This window comes from Janthinobacterium algoris, from assembly GCF_051380935.1.
Lineage (GTDB): Bacteria > Pseudomonadota > Gammaproteobacteria > Burkholderiales > Burkholderiaceae_D > Janthinobacterium.
On sequence record NZ_JBNYXZ010000002.1, the window covers coordinates 64834 to 86542 of the forward strand.

Annotated in this window: 22 protein-coding genes; 11 read left to right on the forward strand and 11 right to left on the reverse strand. The window is 61.5% G+C overall.

Annotated elements, in window-relative coordinates; genetic code table 11:
• Positions 1 to 117: 117 nt before the first annotated feature.
• Positions 118 to 1020 (forward strand): alpha/beta hydrolase, encoded by a 903-nt coding sequence (locus ACQ4W7_RS03170; RefSeq protein ID WP_436528381.1) that lies wholly within the window; start codon positions 118 to 120, stop codon positions 1018 to 1020.
• A 300-nt stretch (positions 1021 to 1320) separates the two neighbouring features.
• On the opposite strand, the gene ACQ4W7_RS03175 is transcribed toward ACQ4W7_RS03170, so the two are convergent.
• Both ACQ4W7_RS03175 and fusA read right to left on the reverse strand, forming a co-directional pair.
• Positions 1321 to 1851 carry an SRPBCC family protein gene (locus tag ACQ4W7_RS03175; RefSeq protein WP_436528383.1) on the reverse strand — a complete coding sequence of 177 codons (531 nt, stop codon included), beginning with the start codon at positions 1849 to 1851 and terminating at the stop codon, positions 1321 to 1323.
• A 104-nt stretch (positions 1852 to 1955) separates the two neighbouring features.
• Positions 1956 to 4061: an elongation factor G gene (gene fusA, locus ACQ4W7_RS03180; RefSeq protein ID WP_426071196.1), complete on the reverse strand. Its 2106-nt coding sequence runs from the start codon at positions 4059 to 4061 to the stop codon at positions 1956 to 1958.
• Positions 4062 to 4335: 274 nt separating this feature from the next.
• Between fusA and ACQ4W7_RS03185 the strand changes: the two genes are divergently transcribed.
• Positions 4336 to 5454 (forward strand): phospholipase A, encoded by a 1119-nt coding sequence (locus ACQ4W7_RS03185; protein WP_426071197.1) that lies wholly within the window; start codon positions 4336 to 4338, stop codon positions 5452 to 5454.
• A 65-nt stretch (positions 5455 to 5519) separates the two neighbouring features.
• Here ACQ4W7_RS03185 and ACQ4W7_RS03190 read toward each other — a convergent pair whose 3' ends face one another.
• The 6 genes from ACQ4W7_RS03190 to ACQ4W7_RS03215 form a co-directional block, all read right to left on the reverse strand.
• On the reverse strand, positions 5520 to 5717 hold the full coding sequence (locus tag ACQ4W7_RS03190; RefSeq protein WP_096235523.1) for a hypothetical protein: 198 nt from the start codon (positions 5715 to 5717) through the stop codon (positions 5520 to 5522).
• A gap of 172 nt (positions 5718 to 5889) precedes the next feature.
• Complete coding sequence (locus ACQ4W7_RS03195) at positions 5890 to 6138, reverse strand: hypothetical protein (protein ID WP_436528386.1); 249 nt, start codon at positions 6136 to 6138, stop codon at positions 5890 to 5892.
• A 111-nt stretch (positions 6139 to 6249) separates the two neighbouring features.
• Entirely contained in the window at positions 6250 to 7173 is a 924-nt protein-coding gene (locus tag ACQ4W7_RS03200; RefSeq protein WP_426071199.1) for a class I SAM-dependent methyltransferase, read from the reverse strand.
• Positions 7174 to 7455: 282 nt separating this feature from the next.
• Positions 7456 to 8106: an ankyrin repeat domain-containing protein gene (locus tag ACQ4W7_RS03205; protein WP_436528388.1), complete on the reverse strand. Its 651-nt coding sequence runs from the start codon at positions 8104 to 8106 to the stop codon at positions 7456 to 7458.
• 16 nt (positions 8107 to 8122) lie between these two features.
• The gene (locus ACQ4W7_RS03210; RefSeq protein WP_426071201.1) at positions 8123 to 8902 is read right to left on the reverse strand and encodes a TatD family hydrolase; all 780 of its coding nucleotides are present in this window, start codon (positions 8900 to 8902) and stop codon (positions 8123 to 8125) included.
• 89 nt (positions 8903 to 8991) lie between these two features.
• Positions 8992 to 9624, reverse strand: coding sequence for a carbonic anhydrase (locus ACQ4W7_RS03215; protein WP_426071202.1), 633 nt, complete (start codon positions 9622 to 9624; stop codon positions 8992 to 8994).
• 317 nt (positions 9625 to 9941) lie between these two features.
• Between ACQ4W7_RS03215 and ACQ4W7_RS03220 the strand changes: the two genes are divergently transcribed.
• Positions 9942 to 10313: a hypothetical protein gene (locus ACQ4W7_RS03220; RefSeq protein WP_426071203.1), complete on the forward strand. Its 372-nt coding sequence runs from the start codon at positions 9942 to 9944 to the stop codon at positions 10311 to 10313.
• A 67-nt stretch (positions 10314 to 10380) separates the two neighbouring features.
• Here ACQ4W7_RS03220 and ACQ4W7_RS03225 read toward each other — a convergent pair whose 3' ends face one another.
• The 3 genes from ACQ4W7_RS03225 to mltG form a co-directional block, all read right to left on the reverse strand.
• Positions 10381 to 11409, reverse strand: coding sequence for a DNA polymerase III subunit delta' (locus ACQ4W7_RS03225; RefSeq protein ID WP_436528394.1), 1029 nt, complete (start codon positions 11407 to 11409; stop codon positions 10381 to 10383).
• Positions 11410 to 11424: 15 nt separating this feature from the next.
• Entirely contained in the window at positions 11425 to 12066 is a 642-nt protein-coding gene (gene tmk / locus ACQ4W7_RS03230) for a dTMP kinase (RefSeq protein WP_436528396.1), read from the reverse strand.
• Positions 12067 to 12137: 71 nt separating this feature from the next.
• Entirely contained in the window at positions 12138 to 13124 is a 987-nt protein-coding gene (mltG, locus tag ACQ4W7_RS03235; protein ID WP_426071206.1) for an endolytic transglycosylase MltG, read from the reverse strand.
• 176 nt (positions 13125 to 13300) lie between these two features.
• Between mltG and ygfZ the strand changes: the two genes are divergently transcribed.
• From ygfZ to ACQ4W7_RS03275, 8 genes are all read left to right on the forward strand, one after another.
• Positions 13301 to 14416 carry a CAF17-like 4Fe-4S cluster assembly/insertion protein YgfZ gene (ygfZ, locus tag ACQ4W7_RS03240; RefSeq protein ID WP_436528398.1) on the forward strand — a complete coding sequence of 372 codons (1116 nt, stop codon included), beginning with the start codon at positions 13301 to 13303 and terminating at the stop codon, positions 14414 to 14416.
• Between the two features lie 7 nt (positions 14417 to 14423).
• Positions 14424 to 14714, forward strand: a complete 291-nt coding sequence (locus tag ACQ4W7_RS03245; protein ID WP_436528400.1) for a DUF4936 family protein — start codon at positions 14424 to 14426, stop codon at positions 14712 to 14714.
• Positions 14705 to 15442 carry an NRDE family protein gene (locus ACQ4W7_RS03250; protein WP_101481379.1) on the forward strand — a complete coding sequence of 246 codons (738 nt, stop codon included), beginning with the start codon at positions 14705 to 14707 and terminating at the stop codon, positions 15440 to 15442. The genes ACQ4W7_RS03245 and ACQ4W7_RS03250 overlap by 10 nt, the downstream gene beginning before the upstream one ends.
• Positions 15443 to 15652: 210 nt before the next feature.
• Positions 15653 to 16660 carry a LacI family DNA-binding transcriptional regulator gene (locus ACQ4W7_RS03255; protein ID WP_436528403.1) on the forward strand — a complete coding sequence of 336 codons (1008 nt, stop codon included), beginning with the start codon at positions 15653 to 15655 and terminating at the stop codon, positions 16658 to 16660.
• Between the two features lie 29 nt (positions 16661 to 16689).
• Positions 16690 to 18171 carry a xylulokinase gene (gene xylB / locus ACQ4W7_RS03260; RefSeq protein ID WP_436528878.1) on the forward strand — a complete coding sequence of 494 codons (1482 nt, stop codon included), beginning with the start codon at positions 16690 to 16692 and terminating at the stop codon, positions 18169 to 18171.
• A 6-nt stretch (positions 18172 to 18177) separates the two neighbouring features.
• Positions 18178 to 19137, forward strand: a complete 960-nt coding sequence (tal, locus tag ACQ4W7_RS03265; RefSeq protein ID WP_436528405.1) for a transaldolase — start codon at positions 18178 to 18180, stop codon at positions 19135 to 19137.
• Positions 19138 to 19193: 56 nt separating this feature from the next.
• Positions 19194 to 20129 carry an ABC transporter substrate-binding protein gene (locus ACQ4W7_RS03270; RefSeq protein ID WP_436528407.1) on the forward strand — a complete coding sequence of 312 codons (936 nt, stop codon included), beginning with the start codon at positions 19194 to 19196 and terminating at the stop codon, positions 20127 to 20129.
• 77 nt (positions 20130 to 20206) lie between these two features.
• Positions 20207 to 21706, forward strand: a complete 1500-nt coding sequence (locus ACQ4W7_RS03275) for a sugar ABC transporter ATP-binding protein (RefSeq protein WP_426071212.1) — start codon at positions 20207 to 20209, stop codon at positions 21704 to 21706.
• The last annotated feature ends 3 nt before the right edge of the window (positions 21707 to 21709 follow it).

Below are 21709 nucleotides of genomic sequence, written 5' to 3' on the forward strand. Positions count from 1 at the left end.
ATGCCCGAAATATACCATGGGGCAACCCTCTTCTAGGGGAAAACAGCGCACCGCTTGATCTCAGCGGCAACGCGGCGCTATGCTAAAGTATTGCTCTCTTCTCAAGCGAACCCCAGCATGCCTACCTCCTTGCCGTCCTCCCTGATCGCCACCGCCCTGCTCGCCTTCGTCCACGGCGCCGTTGCCGCCCCCATGAGCCTGGACGACTACCTGGCCCTGAACGGCCCTGCGCCCACGGCACAGATCGCGTACGGCCCCGCGCCGTCGCAATACGCGCAGCTGTTCCGGCCCGAAGGCAGCGGACCGTTCCCGGTAGTCGTGCTGGTGCATGGTGGCTGCTGGACGGTGGCCTTTGGCGGCATCAAGCAGATGCGCAACGTGGCCGGCGCCCTGGTGGCACAAGGCATTGCCGTGTGGAATGTCGAGTACCGGCGGGTCGACGAGCCGGGCGGCGGCTATCCCGGTACGTATGAAGACATGCATGCGGCGCTCGACAGCCTGCGGCAGCACGCGCCCCAATACCAGCTCGACACCAGCCGCATCCTCGCCATGGGCCACTCCGCCGGTGGCCAGCTGGTGCAATGGATCGCCGGGCGAGAAAAACTGCCGAAGAACAGCCCTCTGTACCGTGAGCAGTATTTGCCGATCAAGAATATCCTCAGCCTGGGCGGCCTGGCCGATCTGCGCCACGAAAAGGAATTGATCAAGACCAGCTGCGAGCGCGACATCGCGCAATTGGCAGGCAGCGCCAGCAATGAGCGTCCCGACATCTACAGCGACACAAACGCCGCCGACCTGATGCCCAACGGCAGCCGCAGCGTGCTGGCCACGGGAGAACTGGACACCATCTCCCCGCCCCGCGTCGCACACGACTATGCGGCCAGGGCCAAGCTGGCCGGCGACCATGCGGAAGTGCTGATTTTGCCCGGCGCCAGCCACTACGACGAGATCGCGGCCACGTCGAATGCTTGGCGGATGATATTGCCGGTGGTTCGGGGGATGCTGGGGATGGAGAGCTAAAAGGTGCAATAGAGAGGCAGCGTCTGCCTCGGACTTCATCCGGTATGGGTTGGCGTATTGGTTACATTACTTCCTCATGAGATAAACCCTACTTCCGGGCGCAAGCAGACGTTCCTCAACCGCAAACTGGCAACGATAGCAAGAACACCCCCGCGCCTCAAACTAAGGCTCCCCGGGCCAAGCGAGCCTGAAAAATGGCCAGGGCAAGGCGCGCGGGCGAAGACAGTACGCATGTACGGCAAGCCCAAGCAACGCGGCCATGGACATTTTCTCAGGCCCGCGACTCAGGCCCGCTGTTCTTTATTGAACACGCGCCAGGTACTGTGCCAGCTGGCCGAACGTCGCCTTGAACCCTTGCCTCATCGACTCATGCCCTTCCAGGAAAGTCCGATGCTGCTCATCCGTGGCCTTATGCGGCGTCGAGCGCAAAGTCATCGTCGTCTTGCCGTTTTCCTCGGTGAGGGTCATGACATTGAACGATTCCAGCGGCCAGGTGGCGCTGACGGGGTGCTGCACGGGGTTGCCCTGTTTGTCGGCGAATGACAGGATGGAGACAATCTTTTCCGGCGCTTCGATCTGCTGGTAAGTGAACTTGCCCCACATCTCGTAGCCATTGTCGGCGCGCATGCCGTAGTGGAAAATGCCGCCCGGCTGCAAGTCCAGCGCCAGCACGCTCAATTCAAAGCCGACGGGTCCCCACCACTGGGCCAGGCGCTCCGGCTCCACCCACGATTGGAACACCAGTTCGCGCGGCGCGTCGAAGGTTTGCGTGATGACAAAGTCGCTGCTGTCGCGGTGCTGTCCTTCCTGCTTCTGTTCTGCGGTGGCCATGCTCTCTCCTGTGTTGGTGGACTGGTCGTTAATGTAACAGCGGCGCCGATATCTGGTCAAATTGCAGCGGCAACTGGCGGCAGCCCCAATTTGCTCCTATGAGCCTATTTCGCCTTCCCCGCCGCCACCAGGTCCAGAATATGCTTGGGCACGGCCGCATAGTGCTTGAATTCCATCGTATAGGTGGCCCTGCCCTGGGTCAGCGAACGCAGGGTGGTGGAATAGCCGAACATTTCGGCCAGCGGCACCAGGGCCTTGACGATGCGCCCCGCGCCGCCGGGGATGTCGTCAATGCCCTGCACCATGCCGCGCCGCGCCGTCAGGTCGCCCATGACGTTGCCCATGAACTCTTCCGGTGTTTCCGCCTCCACCTGCATCATCGGTTCGAGCAGCACCGGATGCGCCTTGCGCATGCCATCCTTGAAGGCGATGGAACCGGCCATGCGAAACGCGTTTTCATTCGAATCGACGTCGTGGTAAGAACCAAACGTCAGGGTGGCCTTCACGTCCACCACCGGGTAGCCGGCCAGCACGCCAGCCTTCAAGGTTTCGACGATGCCCTTGTCGACGGCGGGGATGAATTCGCGCGGCACCACGCCGCCCTTGACGGCGTCGACGAACTGGTAGCCCGTGCCTGGTGGCAAGGGTTCCAGTTTCAACACCACGTGGCCGTACTGGCCCCGTCCGCCCGACTGCTTGACGAACTTGCCCTCGATATCTTCCACCGTGCGCGTGATGGTTTCGCGGTACGCCACTTGCGGCTTGCCCACGTTCGCTTCCACGCCAAATTCACGTCGCATGCGGTCGACTAAGATTTCCAGGTGCAATTCACCCATGCCCGACATGATGGTCTGGCCAGATTCCTCGTCCGTGTGTACCTTGAACGACGGGTCTTCCTGCGCCAGGCGGTTCAGGGCGATACCCATCTTTTCCTGGTCGGGCTTGGTCTTCGGTTCGACCGCCTGGGAAATCACGGGTTCCGGGAAAATCATCTTTTCCAGCACGATGATGTGGTCGATGGCGCACAGGGTGTCGCCCGTGGTCACGGCTTTCAGGCCCACGGCGGCGGCGATGTCGCCCGCATACACTTCCTTGATTTCCTTGCGTTCGTTGGCATGCATCTGCAGGATGCGCCCCAGCCGTTCGCGCGCACTCTTGGTGGGGTTGTAGACCATGTCGCCCGAGTTCACCACGCCCGAATACACGCGAAAGAAGGTCAGCTGCCCCACGAACGGGTCCGTCATGATCTTGAAGGCCAGCGCGGCAAAGTGCTCCTCGTCCGTGGGGTGGCGCTCTACCTCGTTGTCATGCTCGTCGTGGCCCATGATGGGCGGCACTTCCATGGGCGACGGCAAGTATTCGATGACGGCGTCCAGCATCGCCTGCACGCCCTTGTTCTTGAAGGCGCTGCCGCACAGCATGGGCACGATTTCATTGCGGATGGTGCGCGCGCGCAAGGCCTGCTTGAGTTCCGCTTCCGTGAACGTGTCGCCATTCAGGTAGCGTTCCGTCATGTCGAGGCTGGCTTCGGCAGCGTGCTCGACCATGTGCTCATGCCACTGCTGCGCCTGTTCCAGCAGTTCGGCGGGAATCTCGCCATAACTGAACTGCACGCCCTGGCTGGCGTCGTCCCAGGTGATGGCGCGCATTTTCAGCAAGTCGATGACGCCCGTAAAATGCTCTTCGGCGCCGATGGGCAGTTGGATGGGCACGGCCACGCCTTTCAGGCGGGCGGCGATCTGCTTGCGCACGCGCAAGAAATCCGCACCCACCCGGTCCATCTTGTTGATGAAGGCGATGCGCGGCACGTGGTATTTGTTGGCCTGGCGCCAGACGGTCTCGGACTGAGGCTGCACGCCGCCGACGGCATCGTAGACCATGACGGCGCCGTCGAGCACGCGCATCGAGCGCTCCACTTCAATCGTGAAATCCACGTGCCCGGGCGTGTCGATGATGTTGATGCGGTGTTCCGGAAAGTTGCCGGCCATGCCTTTCCAGAAGGCCGTGGTGGCGGCCGAGGTGATGGTGATGCCCCGTTCCTGCTCCTGCTCCATCCAGTCCATGGTGGCGGCGCCATTGTGCACCTCGCCGATCTTGTGATTGACCCCCGTATAAAACAGGATGCGCTCGGTAGTGGTGGTCTTGCCGGCGTCGATATGGGCGCTGATGCCGATGTTGCGGTAGCGCTCGATAGGTGTTTTGCGGGTCATCACAATCTCCACGGCTAGCCCCGGCACCCGGTTTTTCAGTGTAGCAGACATCGAATTGACGGGCGACCAGTGAGCAGTTTTTACCGTGCGCGCAACACTAATATTAACGCGCACGCGCGTAGCACAGGACAAACAAGAGTTTCGGCTATACTTTCAACTCTGTTAATCCAACAAAGATGAATCAGACTCAAGACGCACGGTAATGTATCGTGCAAGGCGACGCCGCCGGCATGCCTGCCCAGGTGTGCACCGAATGACATGCCCCACTCAGCCTATGACTATCCAACTAAGAAAAATAATCCTCTCCTCCCTGCTGGCGTCCCCGGCGCTGGCCATGGCCGGCGAACTGGAACAACAAATGCAGCGTTGCGCCGTGCTTGGCGATGCCAGCGCCCGCCTGGGCTGCTTCGATACCCTGGCCAAAGCGGCGGAAAAGGCCACCATCGCCGCCGGCGGTGATCCCGCCACCGCGGCCGTCACCCTGGCAGCGGCCGCCGAGGGCGCTCCCCTCACCCCCGTCAGTCCGCCTGGCGTGGCCACGCCCGACGCCGTCAACGCCGCCATTCCCGCCATTGCGCAAGCTGGCGCGGCGCCACCGGAAGCGCCGATTTCGCGCACGCAGCAATCCTGGGAACTCAACGATGCCTCGAAGCGCGGCCTGTTCAACTTCCGCCCGCACCGCGATACCTATCTGCTGCTGGCCAATTACAGCGACGCGTCCAACGACGAACCATTCCAGGATTTCACGCCAGGCGGCATCAAGAGCCAGCATGTGGAATTGACCTTCCAGCTGAGCTTCAAAATGAAGTTGCTGGAAGACATAGCCGGCACACCCATCGACATGTGGTTCGGCTACACGCAGCAAAGTTTCTGGCAAGCATATAACCGCAAGGCATCGAGCCCGTTCCGCGAGACCAACTATCAGCCGGAACTGATGCTGGTCTTACCGATCAACAAGAATTTCGCGGGCGTCGAATTCAATTACCTGAACTTCGGCCTGGTACACCAGTCGAACGGCCAGACGTCGACCCTGTCGCGCAGCTGGAACCGCGTGTATGCCGAACTGGGCGTGGAAAAAGACAACTTGGCCGTGACGACGCGCGTCTGGCACCGCCTCGACAATGGCAAGACCGACAATGACAATATCGACATCACCGATTACATGGGGCATGGCGACTTGCGCGTCAGCTACCGCAACAAGGGCCATGAATACGCCGTGACGGCGCGCCGCAATTTCAGCAAGAAGCATGGCTCCATGCAGGCAAGCTGGGCTTTCCCATTGAAGGCCAACTTGAAAGGCTATCTGCAACTGTTCTCCGGCTATGGCCAGAGCTTGATCGACTACAACTATTCGCAGAAATCGATCGGCGCCGGTTTCATGGTCGACCTGTAAGCAACACAGTGACAGAAATGAAAATGGCGCCAAGAGCGCCATTTTTTATTGCAGAAAAGAAAATCTCAACGCCGGCCACCGCCCAGCACGCGCGCCGGCAGCATGACGATGGCGCGCAGCAATTCGAACACGCCTTCCACGCCAATGCCGATCAAGCGCAATGGCAGCAACAGCAGCCAGGCCAGCGGATATAGCACGAGTGCCAGCAAGGCCAGCGGCCAGCACACCAGCAAGAGCAGCAGCCACAGCACAAATCCCAGCATCACGTTCCCCTCGAATGAAATGTGCGGAGCAAGCCGTGCTTGCCCCGCTACCGTGACAGCACTATATAAAAGCGCTACCGGGGCGGCAACGGCCATGCGATGAACTGCACAATACAGGGATAAACGGAGTAAAAACGGGGATGAACGGTCGCTGGCGAGCGGCTTACTAGGCTTACTGGCCGACGCAAATCACTTTCGTGATGTACTCATGCGCGTTCGGCTTCTTGTTGGTGGCCCATTTGATGGCCTGGTTGGCATCTTCGATGGTCAGAATGCTGGCCTTTTCCTTCGACTTGATGAAGGACACGCCTTCAAACGCGCCTTCCTTGCTGCGCATTACCTTGGCAAACACGGGCGGCCTGGTCTCGCCATCGCTGATTTTGTTCTGTTGCACGAGATAACGCTGATCGATCTGTTCCATGATAATAAAGCTGTTCAGTGGTAAAGGACGAAATATACCCTGAATGGACAAACGCCGCAGGACGAAATCGCTGCGGCGTTGCCTTTCAATTAATGATAATCAGGCTGAGGTTCAGGCGTACACGGCGTTCTGCACGACGGGCTGAAGACTCACGTCATAAATCACTTGCGCGCGGATCGACGCTTCCAGCGAGGGAATCGAGCCGCCAGCGCGGTACTGGAAGCTCACTTGCAGCACGTCGCCCGCCTTCACGGCCACCGGCGTTGCCAACGGCAAACACATGTAGTGATTCAACCAGTCGATGGTGCTCGAGCGCTCGGGCACCACGGCCAGGATGTTCTTGGTGACGAAACGCAAGGCGTTCAGGGTGCCGCTGCGCTCGACGACAAACTTGCCGTCAAAGCCGAACACGCTGTCCGTCGGCTGGCTGAAGTCGATGATGCTGTAGACGGACGGCGGCGCCAGCTCCTGCACGCCCGGGTGGATGGCCGTGGTTTCCTGGAATTGCACGATGGGCGCATAAAAACCCTCGAAATCGTATTCCTGCTGCATCGGCTGCACGGCCATGATGACGGCTTCGGGCAGGAAAATGGGCAGCGCGCCGCCAAAACGGGCCAGGTAGCGACGCTTGAACGATTCGATCACTTCCACCTGCTTTTCGCGCAACATGCCGACATGGATCATTTCGCAAATGACCACATCGACGGGCTCCGGCGGCAGGTATTCGAAGGCGTCCGCGTGAACGACTTCGACTTTTTCACCGTTGGGATTAAGCGCCAGCATCTTGCGCGCTTCCTTGACCATGTCCGGGTTGAACTCCACGCACCACACCTTGTCGGCGCGCGCGGCCGCAAACCACGACAGCACGCCCGTGCCGCCACCCAGTTCCAGCACCTTCATGCCGGGTTTCACCGCGTAATCGATCGCCGACTTGAACCCGTGCATGCGGTTCTGGTCCATCAACATATTGTGGTGGTAATGGACGGGGATAAATTGCCCCAGGTAACAACTCTCGATTTCTCGTTCATTCAGCATGTCTGTCCTCTTGGAGTCTGGCTCCGATGGCCGATCGGTTTTGTCATTCCAGAAAGCAGTGATGTCGCACGGGCTGCGCGCGGGGCGGCGACAGTACAGCCGGCGCTTGACGGTGGTTTGATTGCCCATGCGAAAGATCTCCTGATTAATGCGACACGATCATTATCGTTAATCACGAGGGAGAACAAAGGGCTGAGGTGAGAGGCAATTCCATGCCAGTTTCAGCGCTGGCATGGAAAGTATTGAAATTAAAACATTACTTGAAAACATTACTTGAAAACATTACTTGCGGGCGGCACGCGCCTTCTGGGCAGTGTCGATGATGGCCACCACGCCCGGCTTGTCGCCGGCTTGCGCGAACTGCACGGCCGTCCAGCCATGGTCGCTTTTCAGGCTGGCGTCTGCCCCCCAGGACAGCAGCAGCTTGACGGCGCCTTCCTGCCCTTCGCGGGCGGCAAACATCAGCGGCGTGACGTTGGCGGGCGCGCGCGCATCGACCACGGCATCGCGGTCGAGAAAAATCTTCATGATAGGCAAGTCGCCCGCCGAAGCCGCATAGTGCAGCGCCGTCCAGCCGCTCTGGTTGACCTTGGCGCCCTTGGCTAGCAAGGCTTCCACGGCATCCTGCTTGTGCTTGTAGGCCGCCATCATCAATGCCGTGTTGCCATTGGCAGAGCGCGCTTCGATATCGATGCCGGGCGCGTCGAGCAGCAGCTTGAACACTTTGTCCGCATCGTCGCGCAGGGCCAGCACGAGGGGAATATCGCCCCGCTGCGCGTCAGCCTGGTTCGGATTCATGCCGTCAGCCAGCATGCTACGCACGCCGCTGGCGTTGTTGACGGACACGGCGCGGAAGAAGGCATCCGGTTCCGGCGCCGCGTGGCTGGCGGCGGCACAGCACAGCAGCATCACCAGGGCGAGTTTTTTCATCATGTTTGACCTTAAGAAGTTATGGCAACTGATTGAATAATTTGAAGAAATTGTCCGTCGTCTGACGCGCCACCTGGGCCAAAGGAATGCCTTTCAGGGCCGACAGGTATTCCGCCACGTGGGCCACGTAGCCGGGCTCGTTCATGCGGCCGCGGAAGGGTACGGGCGCCAGGTAGGGTGAATCCGTCTCGATCAGGATGCGCTCGAGCGGCACTTCCAGCGCCACGGCTTGCAAGTCTTTCGCGCTCTTGAACGTGACGATGCCGGAAAACGAAATATAGAAACCCATGGCTATGGCGGCGCGCGCCACTTCGAGCGATTCCGTAAAGCAATGCATGACGCCGGCCACGCCGCCGTCCGCCACGCCGGCGCCCTCTTCGCGCATGATGCGGATGGTGTCTACACTGGCTGCCCGTGTGTGAATAATCAAAGGCTTACGGGTGATTCTTGATGCTTTGATGTGGGTCCTGAAACGCTCGCGCTGCCACTCCAGGTCGCCCGTCAGACGGAAATAGTCGAGGCCCGTCTCGCCGATGGCGATGATCTTCGGGTGATCGGCCAAGCGCACCAGGTCTTCCACGGACGGTTCAGGCGTGTCCTCGTAATCGGGATGCACGCCGACGGAAGCAAAAATATGCGGATACTGCTCGGCCAGGGCCAGCACCTGGGGGAAGTCCGGCAAGTCGACGGACACGCACAGGGCGTGCGTCACCTTGTTCTCGGCCATCTTGGCGAGGATCTCGGGCATGCGAGCAGCCAGCTCGGGGAAATTGATATGGCAATGGGAATCGATATACATAAGGCGGGATTGTACCGGAGGGAGCAAAAACTGGCAGGGGAAGCGCCGGGCGCCCCCCCTGCTGCCTCGGTACGGATACTTGCAGCCGATTACAGCTGCGAGGCCGGGTGGTCGGCGAGCGGAACGAAGTGGCCGGTCGACTCGTCGAGCGCGTCGAGGGAGCCGTTCTCGATGTCATACACCCAGCCATGCAGGGTCAGCCGGTTTTGCGCCATGGCCAGCGCCACCGACGGATGGGTGCGCAAGTTATTGAGTTGCGCCACCACGTTGGCGCGCACCATGCCGTCGATGCGCGACTGTTCCGTCGGATGCTCGACCGACTCGTTGATCATGCGCGCCGCATCGGCATGGTGCAGCCAACTGCGCACGGCCGGCATGTGATCCAGGCAGGCGCAGGTGGCAATCGCCTTCATCGCACCGCAATCGGAATGGCCGCAAATGACGATGTCGCTCACGTTCAAGGCGGACACGGCAAATTCGACCGTGGCACTCACGCCGCCCGGTTCGGGACCATACGAAGGCACGATATTGCCCGCGTTGCGAATCACGAAGAGCTCGCCTGGTTCGCGCTGCGTCACCAGTTCCGGCACCATGCGGCTGTCCGAACAGGAAATGAACAGGGCCTTGGGGGTTTGTCCCGTGGCCAAGGTCTTGAACAACTCGCGGCGGGCGGGAAAAACCTCTTTTTGGAAGCGTAGAAATCCAGCAATAATATCGCGCATAAATAAATAGAATGGTTAGCTGAGCCGACATTATCGCTGATCTGGCGCCTGTCGTGCCTATTGCCCTCCTTGTCCAGCACCGTGCAGCCTTCGTCGCGCAGGGTTTGCAGCAGCGCATCGAGGTCATCGATCCGGTAATTGATCATGAAGGCAGCCTTGCCGGGCGCGAATTGCTCACTGTCCCGTGTTTTGACTGTAACACCGGGGGCCAAGCGCGGTAGACGGCGATGGCGCGCTAGGCGAAAATATTATCAAGATGTATAGTGGAGCGCCGGTGTGCAGCCATGGGGTTGCGCACGGAAACGTGGAGAGTGTTCATGCTGAAAATTGCCGGCCCTTTGATACTGCTGGCCTGCCTGGCCCTGGCAGCGCCTGCGCAGGCGCAAGTACAGGTGCAGAACAAGCGCGACGCGCCCAAGGCCATCCCCGAGGCGGGCCTGTGCGCGCCCGTGTGCGCATCGGCACGCCAGGATTGCCGTGCGCAAGTGCAAAGCGCCACGGAAGACGACACCAGCCCCATCTTGTCGATGAAGCCCAGCAGCAATCCCTACGTTGCCGCAAGCCGGGAAACGGGGGCCCAGTCGCAGCAGCTGCAACCGACGCAAGCCCAGGCCTTCCGCGCCCGGCGCGCCGAACGCCAGCAAGCTTGCGAGGTGCACTACCGCAGTTGCACGCGCGCCTGCGGCTAAGAAGGCCTGTCAACACTGGCTGCGCAAGAAATTATCTGGATTAACTTTGCAAGGCAAGTAATTGATTTTATTGGCAACTGGAAGAGTAATCGAGCAGCATGTCTTCCAGGAACAGCTTGGGCGACAAGGGGTGCTCGGCAATTGCCCGGCGCTCGTTGGCGGCCTTGATGGCAGCCATCAGGCGGCTGACGTTAATGCGTCCGGCCAGTGCTTCCAGCTCGCGCCGATGGCGCGGGTAGTAGCGGATGGTGCCCGACAATTTAACGGAAAACACGTCGTACAGCCAGCGCTGCAGTGATGCCACCAGCGGCGCCAGCGGCGCCTTCTGCAATTTATCCGCCGCCTTCAGGGCCGCTTCCACGCCAGGGTTGGCCAGCACCTGCAGCAATTGTTCCGTTTCTTCGCGGCCGCCCGACTCGGACTGGGCCAGCGCGGCCAGCGGTGCGCCGCCCTGCTCGCGCAGCCAGCTGTCCGCATCGTTCAAGCCTTGCGCCTTGAGCCAGGTCAACGCCTGCTCGTGGCTGGGCATGGGCAAGGCGAACTTGCGGCAACGAGACAATATCGTCGGCAGCAATCGGTCCAGGCTGTTCGATGCCAGCAGGAACACCGTGCCCGGCGGCGGCTCTTCCAGGGTTTTCAGCAGAGCGTTCGAGGCGGGCGTGTTGAGTGCTTCGGCCGGATACAGCACTACCACGCGCAAGCCTTGTCGGTGCGTGGAAATGTTCATGAAGTCGGCCAGATTGCGGATCTGCTCGATCTTGATGTCTTTCGACGGCGTCTTGGTCTTGGCGCTTTTCTTCGTGCCGTCACCCTCTTCGCCATCGTCGGCCACCTCGTCTTCCAGCGCTTCAGGGCGGACCCTGCGGTAATCGGGATGGTTGCCCTGGCTAAACCAGCCGCACGAGGCGCACGTGCCGCAGGCATGGCCGTCGGCGCGCACGTCTTCGCACAGCAAGGCCTGCGCGAAATGCTCGATGAAGTCGGCCTTGCCGATGCCCTGCGCGCCATGGAACAGGATGGCGTGCGGCATGCGCGGACGCAAGGCTTGCAATTGCTGCCAGGCGTCTTGTTGCCAAGGATAGAGAGGACTGGTCATTTTATTCCTTGTCAATCAGTAACTTGTGACGCTTTTCTCAAGCAATACATCAAGTAGTTGTGCCAGCTGCACCTGGATATCAGCAATGCTTTGCGTGGAATCGATGATGCGGAAGCGTTCAGGGAACTGCGCCGCGCGGCGCAGATACTCGTTGCGCGTGGCGGCAAAGAAGTCCGCTTGCTCCTGCTCGAACTTGTCGAGCGCGCGCGTGGCGTCCAGGCGGGCGCGGGCCACGGCCAGCGGCACGTCGAACAGCAACGTCAGGTCCGGCTGCAGATGCGGGTGCACCCACGCTTCCAGCGCTTCCATCTTGCGCAAATCCATGCCCCGTCCGCCGCCCTGGTAGGCGAAGCTGGCATCGGTAAAACGGTCGGAAATGACCCACTCTTCCCGCTCCAGGGCGGGCGCGATGACTTGCGCGATGTGCTCGCGGCGGCTGGCGAACATCAGCAAGGCTTCCGTTTCCAGGTGCATTTTTTCATGCAGCAGTAGTTCGCGCAGCTTTTCGCCCAGGCTGGTGCCGCCCGGTTCGCGCGACGAGACGAGGGTCACGCCCCGCTGCTGCAGGTAGTCGGTGACAAAGCCGATATGCGTCGACTTGCCCGCGCCATCGATGCCTTCGAGGGTGATGAAGCGGGGTTGATATTGTTGTGTCATGAAACTCTTAATCTGGTGATGATGAATGCTGGCAAGAATGCTGGCAAAATTGCTGGCAAAAATGCTGGCAATTAACGCTGATACTGGTTCACGGCGCGGTTATGGTCGGGCAAGTTGGCCGAGAACTGGCTGGTGCCGTCGCCGCGCGCCACGAAATACAGCGCCTGCGTGCGGGCCGGCGCCAGCGCCGCCGTCAGCGATTGCGCGCCAGCCAGTGCGATCGGCGTGGGCGGCAAGCCGCCGCGCGTGTAGGTATTGTACGGGGTGTCCGCTTCCAGGTCGCGTTTGCGGATCTTGCCCTGGTAGTTGTCGCCCATGCCATAGATCACGGTCGGGTCCGTCTGCAGCAGCATGCCTGTTTTCAGGCGGTTGACGAAGACGCCGGCGATCATGGCACGCTCGGACTTTTGTCCCGTTTCCTTTTCCACGATGGAAGCCATGATCAGCGCCTCGTACGGGTTTTTATATGGCAGGGCCGGATCGCGCTTGTCCCACGCTTCGGACAGGCGGCCTATCATGGCCGTGTGCGCCTGCTTGAAAATCTGCATTTCGCTGGCGCCCTTGGCGAACAGATAGGTATCCGGGAAGAACAGGCCTTCCGGATGCCCATACTCAGGGCTGATTTTCGCCATCAGTTCCTTGTCGGAGAAACCTGCCGTATCGTGCTTGAGACCAGCATGGTTGGCCATCGCCAGGCGCATCTGTTTGAAAGTCCAGCCTTCGATGATGGTCAAGGACTCTTGCGCGAATTCACCGCGTGTCAGTTGCGTGATCAGACGCTGTGGCGTGGTGCCCGGCTTCAACTCGTAAGAACCGGCCTTGATCTTCGAGGTCTTGCCTTCGATGCGCGCCAGCATGTTGAACAGGATGGGCACGATGGGCACGCCCGCATCCGCGATCTGCTGGCCGGCCGCATGCGCGCCGCTACCGGGCGCGATCGTAAACGGAATCGCTTCGCCTTCCGTGGTGACGGGCTGCTGCGCCCAGTACACAAAAGTACCACCGACGCCGATGGCGGCGATGACTGAGCTGACTACAAGTTTTTTAAAGAAAGCCATTGTTCCGATTCTTGTGATGCGGGCGCTGATAGCCAACGTCCGCTTGTTATGATCGTTCATTTGTGAAGAAAGTGCGCGCAAAGCGGCGCCAGCACTGACAATCTTGCCGCTGCCGACGCAATCGGCGCGACATCACTATAATGAACCCGTAATGATAATGCTTAATTGCTGATCTAATGGAAATTATGAATAACTGGAATCAATTTTTAACTGCCCAAGGCGCTCGCCCCGTTGTCAGCGATGGCGCGCCTGACAGCACAGCCCCCATCGCCGCCGCCACTATCCACGATTTCGGCCAAGCCCTGACAGTGTCCCAGCTGCAAGAAGGTTTTGTCGCCGCCATCACGGACCAGGGCTTGATCGGCTTGAACGGCGACGAGGCTGCCAGTTTCCTGCATGGCCAGCTGACCAACGATGTGGAACACCTGAGCCAGGAGCAAGTGCGCCTGGCCGGCTACTGCACGCCGAAAGGCCGGCTGCTGGCCAGTTTCCTGATGTGGCGCAATGCCACCACCATTTATCTGCAATTGCCGCGCACCCTGCAGCCTGGCATCCAGAAGCGCCTGCAGATGTTCGTGCTGCGCGCCAAGGCCAAGCTGCACGATGCGTCCTTTGATGCAGCGAATCAGGTCATCCTGGGCCTCGGGGGACTAAGGGCCAGCGCGGCACTTTCCGCCTTGTTCCCTGTGCTGCCCGCCGTGCCGTTCAGCAAAGTCGAGCATGCGCTGGGCACCCTGTTGCGCGTGGCCGATGCCTTCGGCAGCGCCCGCTATGAATGGCTGACCTCCGCCGCCACGGCGCGCGACGTGTGGCCGCAACTGGCGCAACAGCTGACGAAAGGCGGCAATGATTGCTGGCGCCTGTCGGAAATCCATGCGGGCATCCCGCAGATCACGGCCGCCACGCAAGAGCAATTCGTGCCGCAAATGGTCAACTTTGAGCTGCTGGGCGGCGTCAATTTCAAGAAAGGCTGCTACCCGGGCCAGGAAATCGTCGCGCGCAGCCAGTACCTTGGCAAGCTCAAGCGCCGTACCACCCTCGTCAGCATCGCTGACGCCTCCGTCGTGGGCGGCGGCGAACTGTTTGCCGTCAGCGACCCGGACCAGCCTTGCGGCATGGTCGTCAACGCCGCGCCGAACGGCAGCGGTGGCATCGACGCCCTCGTTGAAATGAAGTTGGGGGCGATAGCAGAAGGTTCAAGCGCCGCCGGCGCCGTGCGCTACGGCTCGGCCCAGGGTGCCCACGTGCATTTCCTGCCCATGCCTTACGTGCTCGACGCACTCGATTTGTGAGAATGCCATGAAAGATGTATACATTTACTATCAGGTGAAGGAAGAGCACGCCCAGGCGCTGGAAGCGCGCGTGCGCGCCATGCAAGCGAAACTGGCGGCGGCCTCTGGCGTGGCGCCGCAACTGAAGCGCCGCCCGGAAGTGAAGGATGGCTTGCAGACGTGGATGGAAATCTATCCCGTCGTCGGTGAAGGCTTTGCCGAACTGCTGGCCGCTGCCGCCGACGAGGCGGGCTTGCTGGCCCTGACGGCCGACGCGCGCCATACGGAAGTGTTCATGGATTTGCCTCCATGTGCCTGATCGTTTTTGCCTGGAAAGTCAATCCGCACATCCCGCTGATTGCCGCCGCCAACCGCGACGAATTCTATGAACGCGCCAGCGCCCCCGCCGGCGCCTGGCCAGAGCACCCGCAAGTATATGCGGGCCGCGACTTGCAGGCGGGCGGCAGCTGGATGGGCATCACCCAGGCCGGCAGCGGCAGCTCGCGCTTCGCCGCCATCACCAACATCCGCAGCCCGCAAGACCGCAACCCGGACGCCCCTTCGCGCGGCGCCCTGGTGGCCGACTACCTGGCCGGCAATATGTCGCCGCAAGACTACATCGCGCAAATCCGCCCCGGATGCAAAGCCTACAACGGTTTTAATCTGGTGCTGGGCGACGCGCATACGCTGATCTGGTTTTCCAACCGGGGCGATGGCGATGCGCGCAATGGCCAGCCTCTGGAACCGGGCATCTACGGCTTGTCGAACGCCCTGCTGGACGCGCCGTGGCCGAAAGTCTTGAAGACCAAGGCCCAGTTCGCCAGCCTGCTGTGCCAGGGAGCACCGGACGACGCGTACTTCGACATGCTGGCCGACACCACGCGCGCACCCGACTTCCGCTTGCCCGACACGGGCGTGCCGCTCGACCTTGAGCGCGTGCTGTCCGCCGTCTGCATCGAAACGCCGGGCTACGGCACGCGCACTTCCACCGTCGTGAAACTGTTCCCGGACTCGCCCGGCGAACTGCATGAGCTGGTGATTCAGTAATTGCTAACGGAGCCGGCAACGCCCGGCTCCGTCCTGTTTTTCTCCCGCCTATCCCTCCAGTTTTACTTCCATGCCCTGCCCCGATATCGTTCGCGCGAAAAAAGAAAGCGCTTGCGCAAGCGCTTTCTTTTGTTTACGATAGATTCAAACGCGGCGACACAGCCGCAACCAATCGCAGCACATAATAATAAAAAATCATCAGGAGACACCATGGCCACCATGGAAGATGTAGCGCGCGCGGCCGATGTATCGCTGTCGACCGTTTCGCACGTACTCAACGGCACCCGCAAGGTCAGCCCGAAAACCGTCGCCGCCGTCAACGCGGCCATGCAGCAGATCGGCTATGTGCCGAACATGCTGGCGCGCGCGCTGGCCGGCTCGTCGTCGGGCACCATCGGCGTGGCCATTTCCGCCTTCACCAATCATTACTTCAGCGAAACCGTGCGCGCCATCGAGGCGGCCTGCACGCGCCACGGCTTGATGATGCTGTTTTCCGATACACATGACGATCCCGCGCAAGAACTCAAAGTGGTGCAGAACTTGCACCAGCGCCGGGTCGACGGCATCGTGCTGGCGCCCTCGGGCGATCCGCACAACCGCGCCCTCGACTATTTGACCAGTAACAAGATCGCTTCCGTGTTGGTCGACCGCATGTCGCGGCAACCGTTCGACCAGGTGGGCGTGGAAAACATCGAGGCGACGGCGCAGCTGGTCAACCATTTGATCACCGCCCACGGCCACCGCCGCATCGGCTTCATCGCCGGCGCGCCCGGCCTGTCCACGACGGACGAGCGCATCGCAGGCTACCGCCTGGCCTTGCAGCGCGCCAATATCGTTTTTGACCCCGCACTGCTGCGCTCGGGTGACTCCCAGCTGGAACGCAGCGGCGCGGCCACGCGCGAACTGCTGGCGCTGGCGCCCGGGCAACGTCCGACGGCCATCGTGGCCGGCAATAACCTGATGACCATCGGCACCATGCACGCCTTGCGCGATGCCCACATTGCGGTACCGCAAGACGTGGCGCTGGCCGGCTTCGATGATTTCGACTGGGCCGACTATTTCAGCCCTCGCCTGACCGTGATGGCGCAGCCGCTCGAAGAGCTGGGCGCCATGGCCGTCGACCTGTTGATCGAACGTATCGCCAACCCGGGCCGCGCCCAGCATGTGCAGCGCTTGTCGCCAGCCTTGCGCGTGCGCAATTCCTGCGGCTGCCCCTGACCTTTTACTGTAAACATATGCATCCAGCGATTTCCCTCGGTATCGACCTCGGTACCTCCGAACTGAAAACCGTGCTGATGGACAGCACTGGCAGCGTGCGCGGCCAGGCATCGGTGCGCCTGGACGTGAGCCGTCCGCAGCCGGGCTGGTCCGAACAAGCGCCGCAGGACTGGTGGGCCGCCTGCGTCAACGCGCTGGGCCAGCTGCGCGCCGGCTGGCCGCAGGACTACGCGCGGATCGCCTGCATCGGCCTGTCGGGCCAGATGCATGGCGCCGTGCTCCTCGACGCCAACGATACTGTGATCCGGCCCGCCATCCTGTGGAACGATGCACGCGCCGAAGCCGAAGCGGCCGCCCTGGCGCGCGATTATCCCGCGTATGCGGACGTGACGGGCAGCCTGCCCATGGCGGGATTGACGGCGCCGAAATTGCTGTGGCTGCAAGCCCACGAGCCCGAGGCGTTTGCCGCCATCGCCTGCCTGCTGTCGCCGAAAGACTATCTGCGCCTGCGCTTGACGGGGATCAAACTGACGGACATGTCCGACGCGGCCGGCACCCTGTGGCTGGACGAGGCCAAGCGCGCCTGGTTCGCCCCCATGCTGGCCGCCTGCGGCTTGACGCGGGAACAAATGCCGGCGCTGGCCGAAGGCGATGCCGCCACGGGCACCGTGCTGGGCGCCATCGTCGACCAGCTGGGCTTGCCCATGGACGTGGTGGTGGCCGGTGGCGGCGGCGACAATCCCGTCTCGGCCGTGGGCATCGGCGCCGTCAACGGCGGCGACAGTTTTATCTCGCTGGGCACCAGCGCCGCCATCGTTTCCGTCACCGAAGCGCCTTTGGGCAACCCGGCCGCTGGCGTGCACAGCTTTTGTCACGCCCTGCCCGGGCGCTGGTATGCGATGGGCGCGATTTTGTCGGGCGCCAGCTGTTTGCGCTGGGCGACGAGCGTGCTGGGCCAGCCCGACGAAGCCGCCCTGCTGGCATTGGTGGAAGCGGGCTTGCCGCTCGAAGCGCCAATTGCCCCCTCCGCGCCCCTCTTCCTGCCCTACCTGTCGGGCGAGCGCACGCCGCATAACGATCCGCAAGTGCGCGGCGCCTTCTTGCAACTGGGCCACGACAGCACGCCGGCGCAGCTCGGCTATGCCGTGCTCGAAGGCGTGGCCTTTGCCTTGCGCGACGCCATGGCGGCCGTCACCTCGACCGGAGCCGTCGTTCCCCACTGCATGCTGGTGGGCGGCGGCGCGCGCAGCCAGTACTGGGCGCAGCTGCTGGCCAATGTGCTGGGACGCGAAATGCGCACCCTGCACAACAGCGAGCTGTCGGCCAGCCTGGGCGCGGCCAAGCTGGGCTTTGCCGCCATCGGCGACACCAGCCTGCTGACGCAGGGCTTGCCCATCAAAAACACTTTCCTGCCCAATGCCGCGCATAGCGCAGCCTTGAGCATCCGTTACGGTCGCTACCGTAGCCTGTTTCCCGCCGTGCAAGCTTTGCACCAACTCAGCAAAGGATAAGCAGCAATGACTCAGTTACAACATCAATTGCAACAACTGAAGCAATACAGCACCGTCGTCGCCGACACGGGCGACTTCTTGCAACTGGCGCGTTTCGCCCCGCAAGACGCCACCACCAACCCGTCGCTAATCTTAAAGGCCGTGCTGCAGCCAGACTACGCGCCCTTGCTGGAAAGCACGGTTGCGGAGCATCAATCCGCTACACTCGACGATATCGTCGACCAGGTGCTGGTGCGCTTCGGCCTGGAAATTTTAAAGGTCGTGCCGGGCCGCGTGTCGACGGAAGTCGATGCCCGTTTGAGCTTTGACCGCGCCGCCACCGTCGCCCGTGGACGCCGCCTGATCGCCCTGTACGAGCAAGCAGGCGTCAAACGCGAGCGCGTGCTGATCAAGGTCGCCGCCACCTGGGAAGGCATCCAGGCAGCGCGTGAACTTGAAAAAGATGGCATCTTTTGCAACCTGACCCTGCTGTTTGCGTTTTGCCAGGCCGTCGCCTGCGCCGACGCGAAAGTGCGCCTGATTTCACCGTTCGTGGGCCGCATCTACGACTGGCACAAGAAGTCGCAGGGCACGGCATGGGACGAAGCGGCACGCAGCTTGTCCAACAATCCAGGTGTACAGTCAGTCACGCGCATCTTCAATTACTACAAACAACATGGCATCGCCACGCAAGTGATGGGCGCCAGCTTCCGCAACGTGGGGCAGATCACGGCCCTGTCCGGCTGCGACTTGCTGACCATCAGCCCGGACTTGCTGGCCAAGCTGGAAGCGTCAAGCGTACCGTTCGAGCGCGCCCTGGGCGGCGACTTGGGTGCGCCACAGGCTGCCATCACGTATGACGAAGCGGCTTTCCGCTACGCCTTGAACGACGATGCGATGGCAACCGAAAAGCTGGCCGAAGGCATCCGCGGCTTTGCCGTCGATGCGGGCAAGCTGGACGCCATGATTGAAAAGTTAAGAACTTAATAGTTTTTCACCCGTAGCACCGTTTGTTTTTACAATAAAAACCCTTGGAGATCCTCATGAAAAAAGTCATTACCGCCACCCTGCTGCTGTCCGCCGCCTGCGGCGCCTTTGCTGCCGACAAGCCATTGAAATCGATCGGCGTGAGCGTGGGCGACCTGGCCAACCCCTTCTTCGTGGCGATTGGTCGCGGCGCGGAAGAAAGCGCGAAAAAGCTGGGCGGCCCTGGCGTGAAAGTCACCACGGTGTCCAGCAAGTATGACCTGAACACCCAGGTGGACCAGATCGAAAACTTCATCGCCAATAAAACCGACATCATCATCCTGAACGCCGTCGATTCCAAGGGTATCGCACCGGCCATCAAGAAAGCGCGCAATGCGGGCGTGGTCGTGATCGCTGTCGACGTGGGCGCCGTGGGCGCCTCGGCCACCGTGATGTCCGACAACACCATGGCGGGCGACGTGTCGTGCGCCTACCTGGCCAAGCAGATCGGCGGCAAGGGCAATGTGGTGATCCTCAACGGCCCGCCGGTCACGTCCGTCATCGACCGCGTCAACGGCTGCAAGAAAACCCTGGCCGCATTCAAGGATATCAAGATTCTGTCCGACAACCAGAACGCGGGCGGCAGCCGCGATGGCGGCATGACCGTGATGTCGAATTTGCTGACGGCCCATCCGAAGATCGACGCCGTGTTTGCCATCAATGATCCGACGGGCATCGGCGCCGAACTGGCGATCAAGCAGTCGAAGCGCACGGACGTGAAACTGATCACGGCCGTCGATGGCGCGCCGGATGGCCAGAATGCCCTGAAAAACAAGGCCGGCCTGTTTGCCGCCACCTCGGCGCAAAACCCCTACCGCATGGCCACCGACGCCGTGCAGATGGGCTACGACATCATGAACGGCCGTATGCCGAAACAGACCATGGTGCTGTTGCCGACCCCGGCCATCACCAAGGAAAACGTCGCCACCTACACGGGCTGGGTAAAGAACTGATCTGCCTGACCTGAACCACGTGGCGTCGCCTGCCCACAGGCCGGCGGCGCCAGTTTCACCAGCAAGGAAGGACAGTCATGAGCGACGATATTATTTTTGAAATGCGCGGCATCGAGAAGCGCTTCGGTGCCACGCGCGCGCTGCGCGGCGTGCACCTGACGGTGCGCAGCGGCGAAATCCATGCCGTGATGGGCGAAAACGGCGCCGGCAAGAGCACCCTGATGAAAATCCTCTCGGGCGTGTACACGCCGGACGCGGGTGAAATCATTCTCGACGGCAAGACGATCAAGATCCGCAACCCGGGCGAAGCCCGCGCCCTGGGCATCAACCTGATTTACCAGGAACTCAGCGTGGCCAAGAACATGACGGTGGCGCAGAACGTCTTCATGGGTAGCGAGCCGCAAGGACCGTTCTGGACCGTCAAGGGCGGCGAAATGCGCGCACGCACGAATGCCATCCTGGCCGATCTCGGCTCCCGTTTCGATGCCGATACCATGGTAGCCAGCCTGTCGATTGCCGAGCAGCAGCAGGTGGAAATCGCCCGCGCCCTCGTGCACGAAAGCCGCATCCTCATCATGGACGAGCCCACTGCCGCCCTGTCCGACCGGGAAACCGAACAATTGTTCCGCATCATCGAAGAGCAGCGCGACAAGGGCCTGGCCGTGCTCTACATCAGCCACCGCATGGCCGAAGTGGAACGCCTGGCGCGCCGCATCACGGTGCTGCGCGACGGCGCCTATGTGGGCGAACTGGGCAAGGATGAGCTGGATCAAAAGAAAGTCGTGCAAATGATGGTGGGCCGCCCCGCCGACGACTTTTATGCGCACCAGCGCCGCACCACGCGGGGTGCCGAGCGACTGCGCGTGGAAAACGTGGGCGGCGGCAAGGTCAAGCCCGCCTCGTTTGCCCTGCATGCGGGCGAAGTGACGGGCCTGGCCGGCCTGGTCGGCGCGGGCCGCACGGAACTGGCGCGGCTGATCTTTGGCGCCGACAAGAAGCAATCGGGGCAAGTCTGGCTCGACGGCCAGGAAGTGCACATTCACCGGCCGCTGACGGCGATCCGCCACGGCATCGGCTACCTGCCGGAAGACCGCAAGAGCCTGGGCTTGTTCATGCAATTGTCGGCCATGGAAAACATGTCGATGAACATTCTTGCTAAGCATTCGACGGCGGGCGTGGTCAACCGTGGCGCCCTGACGCAGCTGACGCGCGAGGCGATTGCCAACCTCAACGTCAAGGTATCCGGCCCGGAAGGCATCGTGGGGGGATTGTCTGGCGGCAACCAGCAGAAAGTCTTGCTGGCGCGCTGGCTGGCCATCGCACCGAAAGTGCTGATACTCGACGAACCGACACGGGGCGTGGACGTGGGCGCAAAGAGCGAAATTTACAAGATCATCCATCAGTTGGCGGACGCGGGCACGGCTGTGCTGTGCATTTCCAGCGAACTGGCCGAGCTGGTCGGCATTTGCGACCGCGTGATGGTGATGTGTGAGGGACGGCTGACGGGCGAAGTGACAGGCGACGATATCACGCAGGAAAACATCCTCGCCTATGCCACCCAGCTGGAAGCAGCATAAGAA